Raw genomic sequence first — 8,855 nt, forward strand, 5'->3', positions numbered from 1 at the left:
CGCAGCGCGTTCGCCATAATCGTCAACGCGGGGTTCACCGCGCCGCACGACGGAAAGAAGCTCGCGTCCACGACATAGAGGTTGTCCAGCTCATGGGCCTTGCACGTCGTATCGAGTACCGAGGATTGGGGATCGTGACCGAACCGAATCGTCCCATTTTGGTGCGCAACTCCTGCTAGCGGAATACGCCCCGGAACGTACGCTTGCAGCGGAATGGTGTGCTCCTGGCACTCGATGTGCTTCAGCAGGCTCTTCAGCTTTGCGATAAGGCGCTTGTGAGATTCTTCGTTGTTCGGCGCGTAGTTCAGCGTGATTCGCCCTTCTTTGCTGAGCGTTACGCGATTGTCAGGGTCTGGCAAGTCCTCGGTCGTCAACCAGAACGGCACCGCATGGCTCGCCATGAGTTCCAGCGTCATGCCAGGAACAATACGCGGCGCGCCCGCGCGCAGAATGTTCGCGTCCACTTTACTGATGAGCGAGATGTGCCCCATCGGATGTTCCCACTCCTTCGAGCCGAAATAGAAGTCATTGAGTCCGATGGTTTTGTTGAACTTCGTGTCGTTTCGATGCTGCGACATGGCCAGGAACATCGTGTTCACGTGGCACATGTAGTAGCGGCCGACCATACCGGAACCATTTGCCAAGCCATGAGGATGCCTTTCGCTTGCGGAACGCAACAGCAACGCCGCCGAGTTGATTGCCCCGCACGAGACCACGACGATATCGGCCGACAGCGATTCCGTGTTGCCGTTCCGTTGAACGACAACTTCAGACACGGCGCGGCCAGTCCCGTTGCACTTCAACGAAGACACGTAGGCATTGGTCATCATTGACACGTTGGGGTGACTCAGCGCGGGCTCTACGCAAACGGTTTGAGCATCCGCTTTGGCATGGAGCAAACAGGGAAAGCCGTCGCACGAATCGCAGCGAATGCACTTGCTGGTTCGCGGGTTCTTCTCGTCCAGCATGATTCCTACTGGCATCGGAAACGGATTGTGCCCTTGCGCTTTCAACCCGTCCGCAATCTCTCTAATCCGTGGTTCGTGACTCAGCGGAGGATGGTCATACGGTGCGCTGGCATACGGTTCAGTCGGATCGGTTCCGCGCTCTCCGTGGACGTGATACAGGCGCTCCGCCTCCGTGTAGTACGGCTCAAGCTCGTCGTACCCGATTGGCCAAGCCGGCGACACCCCGCCGTGGTGCTTTAGCTCACCGAAGTCTTCCTTCCGCAATCGCACCAACGCAGCCCCGTAGAACTTCGTGTTGCCTCCCACGTAGTAGTGAGTACCCGGCAAGAACTCCTTGCCCTTCTTGTCGAGCCACGCCTCGTGCACGTGGTATCGATTCTCGACAACCACCGCGTGGCTATCCCAATTCTCCTTCTCGCGCGGCACGAAGTCTCCACGCTCGATGATCAGAATGCGCTTGCCTGTGGGCGCAAGCCTGTAGGCGAGCGTTCCTCCGCCTGCGCCTGAGCCAATGATGATGACGTCATAGTGGGTCGACGTGGACATGGGTCACCCTTTCGCATAGATAGAGTTGGGCTGCGTTTCCGTGCAGCGTACGGTCGTTCCTTGCCGCTCCTCCGCGTACTCGCAGAAGATGCAGCGCTTCGTGTTTTGGTGATGTAACTTTGCGCACGCGGTTGCGCGAATCCATGGCAAGCGCACATAGAACTCCGCGGCCAATGCCATGCCGACGATGGGAGCCGTCAGGTAGATCCAGATTGCCGACCAGACTCCGCCCACGACCGCACTTCCCATCGACCGCGCGGGATTGATGCTCATTCCAGACAACGGTGCTTCAATGGCAATGTAGAGCGCCACGAGACACCCGGCTCCGACGCCTGTGTAGCGCGCAAGCGCTGGACGGTTTGACATCGTCAGAACTAGCGCCATCATGCCGAATGCCATCACCGCCTCCGCCACAAAGGCAACCGCGCTTCCATGCGGACCAGGCAACGTTACGACGAAATTTACCGACCTGTGCGCGACCGGCTCACCAATCGCCGCATACGAGATGAGGACGCCAAGTATCGCCCCGGAAAACTGAGCAGCTACGTATGCGATTGCGTCAACTGAAGCGATCTTCCCCAGACGGTAGAACGTGAGCGTCACCGCGGGATTCATATGGGCGCCGGACTGCTTTCCCCACGGCGAGTGAATCAACCCTACCGCCGTAAGCCCCATCGCAATTCCCATCAGAGCGCGGCGGGTTCCCTCGCCACGCACCGACTGGGATACCGGCGAAGCTGGGTGGTACAGCATTGTCGCGAAGGCGCATGCAGAGATCATGAAGCATCCAAGAAGCGTCGCTTCCATGACGTACTCGGGGAAGTGATTGCGAAGTCTCGTCCACATGAGTCCGTGCCTTTCATGTTCTCGGCAGAAAGGAGAGGCCTAGGCCTCTCCCGAGATCTCTTTCCAATGCTTGTCGGCGTCAACGGTCCATTGCGCTTCGTGCTTGTTCCAGTCGTTGAGCGCGTTCTGAATGAGGCTCTTGTAGAAGAGGAAGAGGCGGCCATTGGTGATCTTGTAGTTTTCAGGATCGATTTCTACCTTCTTTCCAAAGGCCATCGCCGACGCGCACCACCCCCCGTACGCGGGCAGGTACTTGTCGGGATTGGCAAGGAACTTGTCGCGGCTTGCCGCGTTGACGAAGTAATACGTCCCTCCCGCGTACTGGGCGCTGAACTCCTTCTTGCCTTCCATTGGCGCGTTGCCTTCAAAGTAGGAGACGGGGTCGTACCCTTGAAGGGCGAGCTTTGCTTTGTCGAGGTTGTAATTGGCCAAGGCGCGCAAACGTCGCAGTTCGCTTAGCTTCTTCACGAAGGCGTCAACCGGGTAACGGTCCATCGTGTCTTTCCCTGTGTAGCGAAAGACTTCCATGCCGTCCGGTCCGAACACGATCAACGCCGGGAAGTGGACCGTCTCGCCATGAAACTCATATCCGTTTGGTACACGCAGCGCTTCGGCAAGCTGCGCGTCGGGGTCTCGGTAGATGACAGGGGTTTTGCCTCCTGCATCCTTCAACGGCGCTGCCCACGCAATGATCGCGTCTTCCGAGTCCGGCTTCACGAATACATGTTCCACTTCCTCAGCCGCTTCCCCGCTCTGCATGTAACTTCGCACATACTTCAGACAATTCGGACAATCGGTCTTCAGAAGAAAGTGCAGGGCCACATAGCGTCCTTTGGCTTGCGACAACTGAAACGTTTTCTCGCCGCCGGCTTCTTTGAGCGTGAAGTCCGCGGTATCCGCGCGCGCAGACCACGCCGGAATTGCCGCGACCGCGATCAGAGCCGCCGTGTACAGCTTCGACAAGACAGGGTTAGGGCGTTTGAACAATCGCATGGGAAGTCTCCTTGTGTAATTAGAAGCTATGCTGAACTGCAAGTAGAGAGCCTTGCGCTCGGTGTATACCAAGCCCGAGTCACAACCAGGCTCCAAGAATAGGAAGTTGTTTTCGTCTCACCACTGCCACGATAAGGCTGCCAGCCCAAACAACCAGCGCCAAGGCAAACAGCAAACCGCCATCGCCTTGAACCTCAATGCCCAACTTAGTGAGGTGACTGACAATCGCTCCGCTGATTACACCAAGCGAAAGCACTGCGCCGACGCTCACAGTCGCAGGAACCAACAACAGGACGGACGCGATGAGCTCCGCGATTCCCGACCCAATTCGTCCGTACGGCTCCATTCCCAACTTCGTGAAGATGTAGACTGATTCCTCGGCGCCAGTAAACTTGAAGTACAGAGTCTGTACGAGTATTGCGACCACGATGATCTGTAGCGGCCAGCTCACAGCGGCTTGCATTCGCGTCAACTGGGTGTTTCGTCGGTTCGACATGCATGCTTTCCTTCACGTAATCGAAAATAGTTTGGGCGCCGGCCCAGGTTGTCCCAAGCACTTCGTTGCTTGGGTTTGTCCCGACTGCCGGCGCCCATAGATTCACGCACCGCCCGGAATCATGTCACTGCTTGTTAAGCCGTTTTATCTCCTTGTGAATCTGTTTCCACTTGGCGCGTTCCGCCGCCTGCAAACCGAGGTCTTGCTTACGGGCCAGAAACGCTTGCTCTCGCCGCAATTTGCGGTAGCTCTCGATACGCGCAGGACTCAACGATCCGCTCGCAACGGCTGCTTCGACGGCACACCCCGGCTCACCCGCGTGCTGACAGTCCCGGAACCGGCATTGCGCACTCAACTGCGCAATGTCTTCAAACACGCGCTCGATCGCGTCGCCGTCCGCCCACAACTGAATCTCGCGCATGCCTGGCGTATCGATCAGAACGCCCCCGCCCGGTATAAGCACCAATTCGCGGTGCGTGGTCGTATGCCGGCCCCGGCTATCGTCTTCCCGCACTTCATGTGTCTTCATTCGATTCTCGCCAAGCAACGCATTTACGAGCGTAGACTTACCCACGCCGGACGATCCCAACAAGGCGAGCGTTTTCCCTTTTGCTGTAATTGCGCGCAACCGATCCAGACCTTGTCCGGAAATTGCGCTCACCACGACCACGTCCACGCCAATCGCCGATGACTCAACTTCCGCGACGCGCGCTTCAACATCGTCGCATTGGTCGGCCTTGTTCAAAACGATGACCGGAGTCGCACCGCTCTCCCACGCCAGCGCCAAATAGCGCTCAATACGCCGCACGTTGAAATCGCCGTCAAGTCCGCTCACCAGCAATACCATGTCGACGTTGGCCGCCACGACCTGCTCTTCGACGGCCTCGCCGGCCGCCTTGCGAGAGAACGTGCTCTTGCGCGTCAATACGGCGTGAATGACGGCACGCTCGCCGTTATCAATCACGTTCACGGCAAGCCAATCGCCCACTGCCGGGAATTCCCCCGGTGAACTCGCTTCATGACGAAATTTGCCGGACACTATTGCGGCCACCTCGCCGTCGGCAGTCCAAATCACGTATTGTCCCCGATGCTCCTGAGACACTCGGGCGGGCACATAGCCCTCATCGCGGAATGGACTCATGAGCGCGTCCCAGCGCCCATCCCACCCTAAGTCTTCGAGTGACATTGCTTCATCTTCTCCTCAGACCTGTGCTACACGGCCCTGCCCCAACGGGGTGTTCCGTGTCGGTCCTTGTTCGTATAGGCCGGTGCGACGACCGGCAATGCTTGATGTAATTCTACCGAAAATGATTTTGCTGGAGGTTGGACAGTCAGGTGGGAAGTTGTGGCTTTGCCGCGTTCAGATCGCGGCCAGACACAGCGCGAGTCTCGCCCGGAAGGAAGGAAGCAGCGACAACACTTCGATCGCGCAAAGCGGCTTACCGCATTGCGTCTCATGCAAGGGTCTATCGGTTCTTTCTATCCGATTCCGGCCTGACTGTTATTAAGGGTGACCCTAGCCATTATTCTTCCTCCCGAGGTTTTGGCACGATTCGCCGTTTCGGTTCCGGTTCGTAAGTCTACCACACTGTTCCCCAATGACACGGCCAATATGCGCACTTTGTGCCTCGCCGGTGACACGGATTCGATGCGCTGCTGAATTTAGGGTGTGGAAACCGAACTGGAAACTGGTTCTTCAGAGGAAAAGGAGCCCGGCACGCCATGCGCCCCAAAACGCAAACCCCAAAGCATTTCCCCGAGCCGGTCCTTCCGGCATGTCCCATACAAAAGCTGCTAAAGGGCCAGAAGGCGCTTGTTACCGGCGCTTCTTCCGGAATAGGCAAGGCCATCGCCATTGCCCTCGGACACGCGGGCGCCGACGTGGTGATCAACTATCGGTCCGGCGACGATGCCGCGCAGAAAGTCGCGGACGAGGTCCGGCGTTGCGGAAGCCGTACGTACATCCACCAAGCTGACGTCTCCAAAGAGGAGCAGGTGCAAGCCATGTTTCGCCGCATGCTCGACGAGTTCGGCACCATCGACATTCTCGTGAACAATGCAGGCCTGCAACAGGATGCGCCCTTCGACGAGATGACGCTACGACAGTGGCAGACAGTTCTCGACGTGAACCTGACGGGACAGTTCCTGTGTGCGCGCGAAGCGGTTCGCGAATTCAAGCGGCGTGGCGTGCGGAAAGAAGTCTCCTGCGCGGCGGGCAAGATCATCTGCATCAGTTCCGTTCACGAAGTGATTCCGTGGGCTGGCCACGTCAACTACGCCGCGTCCAAGGGCGGCATCATGCTGATGATGAAAAGCATCGCCCAGGAGGTCGCGCCGCATCGCATCCGCGTCAACAGCATCGCACCCGGCGCAATACGCACGCCCATCAACATGCAAGCGTGGGACACGGAAGAAGCCTATAGCGACCTCATGAAGCTGGTCCCCTATAAGCGCATCGGCGAACCCGAGGATATTGGCCGCGCGGCCGTGTGGCTCGCTTCCGACGACTCCGACTACGTCCACGGCATCACGTTGTTCGTCGACGGAGGCATGACGCTCTACCCGGGCTTCGAGACCGGCGGCTAGTTTGCCGGAGTATCAGACCCTTCGCGCTTAATCTGCTTGAAGTACACGATCTCGTGGTCTTCGTCGTCCAGATTCTCGATAGCGCCGCTACGCGTGAATCCTTGCGCCTCGCACAAACGCTGCATCTGCGTGTTTGATGCGTTCGTGGAGGTAAAGAGCTTATCGGTCGGCGCAACCGACTCCGCGTACTGGATTAGTCCTGAGGCAATGCCCTCCCGGCGATGTCCGGGATGAACAATCATGAACGAGATAAACGCGTGTCCATAAAAGGTCTCTTCGAGGATCATGAAGCCGAGCACTTCACCGTTCACTACCGCTTTGTAGCAGTTCTTGGATGCAATGGCACTGGAAAGCGCGCTTCGCCGTTCGCTGCTGCCAGGCACCAGCTTGTCCAAAGCGACGAGCGCGGGGAAGTCGGAATCGACGGCCCGCTGTACGTTCACCGGCGGATGTTCGGGCTCCGCTTCCGCCGCCGTCAAATGAGGCACGTCCTCGGGGCCGACCACGCCTTGTTCCGTTAACCATGCAACAATGCTATCGACCACTTGTTCATGGCGTAACCCGCTGCAATCGATCTCGGCGGAGGCATACTTACTGTAGAGAGGCATCCGCTCTTCATAGAGCGCGTCCAACGATTGTCCCTGAAGTCGGACGACCCCGCGCGCATCGAGGTTACTGAGACGTTCGGCCAACGACTCCAGCGGCAGCATCAGGTGTATCACAATCCCCTTCTCTCGAAGATGATTCATCGCCGCTTCGCTGTACACGACGCTGCCGCCCGTCGCAATCACACATCCCTTGCACTCCATCGCCAGCACGTGCCGCTCTTCAAGTGCGCAAAATGCCTCTGCACCTTCCGACTGAATGATGTCCATAATCCGCCGTTGCTCGGCGGACTGAATCGCGACGTCGGTATCCACGAAGTTCCGCGTGAGGGTCTTGGCCAACAAAACGCCCACAGTGCTCTTCCCCACGCCGGGCATGCCAATCAGAACGATATTGAGATCTCGGTCTTCCACGATTGCTACTGCCTTTTCTCTGCGCGATGATCGCGCTCACGTACACCAGGTAAAGCCATCACCAGCCAATGGATGGCGTGCATGTGCCCGACTGGGAGAACTACGCAAACCCAGATGTCTTCAGCCAGTTCTCACACGCCGACCTTGCTCACAAGAATCCGCTTATAGTATGGGCAAAAGCCCGCTCTCCAATCAATGCGCCCTTCATTGCGCGTCGCGAAATCACGGCGTATACTTCCCAATCTACACGCACGGTCCGCACTGAAGGAGACTGCATCATGAAGTTCCAGATTAATGGCGTCATTCCCGCAATCTTAACCCCGTTCACCAAAGGCGGAAAATCGGTCGATTATGACCGGGTAAAAGCCCTCGCCGCCCGGCTTGCGGGTCAAGGCGTGCACGGTCTCTTCGTGTGCGGCACCACCGGTGAAGGTCCCCTCATGACCCTCGACGAGCGCAAGCTCACGCTACAAGCCGTTGTTCAAGAGGTCGGAAAGCGCGTGACGGTCGTCGCGCATACCGGTTGCTTCGACACGGCCTCCACCATCGAATTGACGCGCCACGCGCGCGATATCGGCGCCAAAGCTGCCGGCATTGTCGCGCCGGGCTTCTTCGGATACGACGACGCAGCGCTCCTGGCGCACTACCGCGCCATCGCCGCCGCCGTCAAGGACTTCCCGATTCTGCTCTACAACATCCCCGGTTGCGCCAAGAACGAGTTGACGCCTCCCGTCGTGCTTGAGTTGGCGCGCACTGTCGACAACATCGTGGGTATCAAAGACAGTAGCGGTTCCATGCCGAACCTCAACCGCGTACTGGCCGACAAGCCCGCGGATTTCACCGTCATCAATGGCGTCGATGAATACGCCATGCAGGCTCAGATTGCGGGCGCGGCGGGATTCGTCGCCAGCACCGCGAACGTACTGCCCGAAGTCTTTCTGGGCATCTACAACAGCGTCAAGAAGGGCGATTTGAAGAAGGCGTGGGAAACCCAGAAGAAGCTTGGCCGCGCGTGCGCTGCCTTCTGCTACGGGCGAATGGTCGCGCGCTACAAGGAAGGGCTTCGCCTGCGCGGGTTCGATGCGGGATACGTGCGCTCGCCGCAACGCGAACTGACCAAGCAGGAAAAGTCCGAGCTCGCGAAGGCTTTGAATGCCGCCGGGCTGATATAGCCGGACAATTCAGACAGACAAAATGTAGCCCCCGGGGCAATCCTCGGGGGCTTTCGAGTTTTCTGTCCTACGCCGGCGTGTGCAAATCCAACCGTTCGCCCACCAACGGCGGAGAAGCGCTGTAGCACTCCGTGAGTTCGATCATGCCCACACCGCCGATTGCGCCCGAGAAACGCCCTTTCACTTGGTACGCAATCGGGTCCATGGTGATAATCGCCACCGCCACTTC

Annotated in this window: 8 protein-coding genes; 2 read left to right on the forward strand and 6 right to left on the reverse strand. The window is 58.3% G+C overall.

The window, feature by feature from the left end:
• From K1Y02_22990 to rsgA, 5 genes are all read right to left on the reverse strand, one after another.
• On the reverse strand, window positions 1–1,514 hold a 1,514-nt coding region (locus K1Y02_22990; GenBank protein MBX7259246.1), incomplete at its 3' end, for a GMC family oxidoreductase.
• A 3-nt stretch (window positions 1,515–1,517) separates the two neighbouring features.
• Window positions 1,518–2,360 (reverse strand): aquaporin, encoded by an 843-nt coding sequence (locus tag K1Y02_22995; protein ID MBX7259247.1) that lies wholly within the window; start codon window positions 2,358–2,360, stop codon window positions 1,518–1,520.
• Window positions 2,361–2,399: 39 nt separating this feature from the next.
• Complete coding sequence (locus K1Y02_23000; protein ID MBX7259248.1) at window positions 2,400–3,353, reverse strand: redoxin domain-containing protein; 954 nt, start codon at window positions 3,351–3,353, stop codon at window positions 2,400–2,402.
• 79 nt (window positions 3,354–3,432) lie between these two features.
• Complete coding sequence (locus K1Y02_23005) at window positions 3,433–3,816, reverse strand: DoxX family protein (GenBank protein ID MBX7259249.1); 384 nt, start codon at window positions 3,814–3,816, stop codon at window positions 3,433–3,435.
• 157 nt (window positions 3,817–3,973) lie between these two features.
• The gene (rsgA, locus tag K1Y02_23010; protein ID MBX7259250.1) at window positions 3,974–5,035 is read right to left on the reverse strand and encodes a ribosome small subunit-dependent GTPase A; all 1,062 of its coding nucleotides are present in this window, start codon (window positions 5,033–5,035) and stop codon (window positions 3,974–3,976) included.
• 536 nt (window positions 5,036–5,571) lie between these two features.
• On the opposite strand from rsgA, the gene K1Y02_23015 reads away from it, so the two are divergent.
• Complete coding sequence (locus tag K1Y02_23015; GenBank protein MBX7259251.1) at window positions 5,572–6,435, forward strand: SDR family oxidoreductase; 864 nt, start codon at window positions 5,572–5,574, stop codon at window positions 6,433–6,435.
• Here K1Y02_23015 and K1Y02_23020 read toward each other — a convergent pair.
• A complete protein-coding gene (locus K1Y02_23020; GenBank protein MBX7259252.1) occupies window positions 6,432–7,454 on the reverse strand; it encodes a GNAT family N-acetyltransferase in 1,023 nt (340 codons plus the stop codon). The genes K1Y02_23015 and K1Y02_23020 overlap by 4 nt on opposite strands.
• A gap of 278 nt (window positions 7,455–7,732) precedes the next feature.
• Between K1Y02_23020 and K1Y02_23025 the strand changes: the two genes are divergently transcribed.
• Window positions 7,733–8,626 (forward strand): dihydrodipicolinate synthase family protein, encoded by an 894-nt coding sequence (locus K1Y02_23025; GenBank protein MBX7259253.1) that lies wholly within the window; start codon window positions 7,733–7,735, stop codon window positions 8,624–8,626.
• The last annotated feature ends 229 nt before the right edge of the window (window positions 8,627–8,855 follow it).

The organism is Candidatus Hydrogenedentota bacterium, from assembly GCA_019695095.1.
In the GTDB taxonomy this organism is placed as follows: Bacteria; Hydrogenedentota; Hydrogenedentia; order Hydrogenedentales; family SLHB01; genus JAIBAQ01.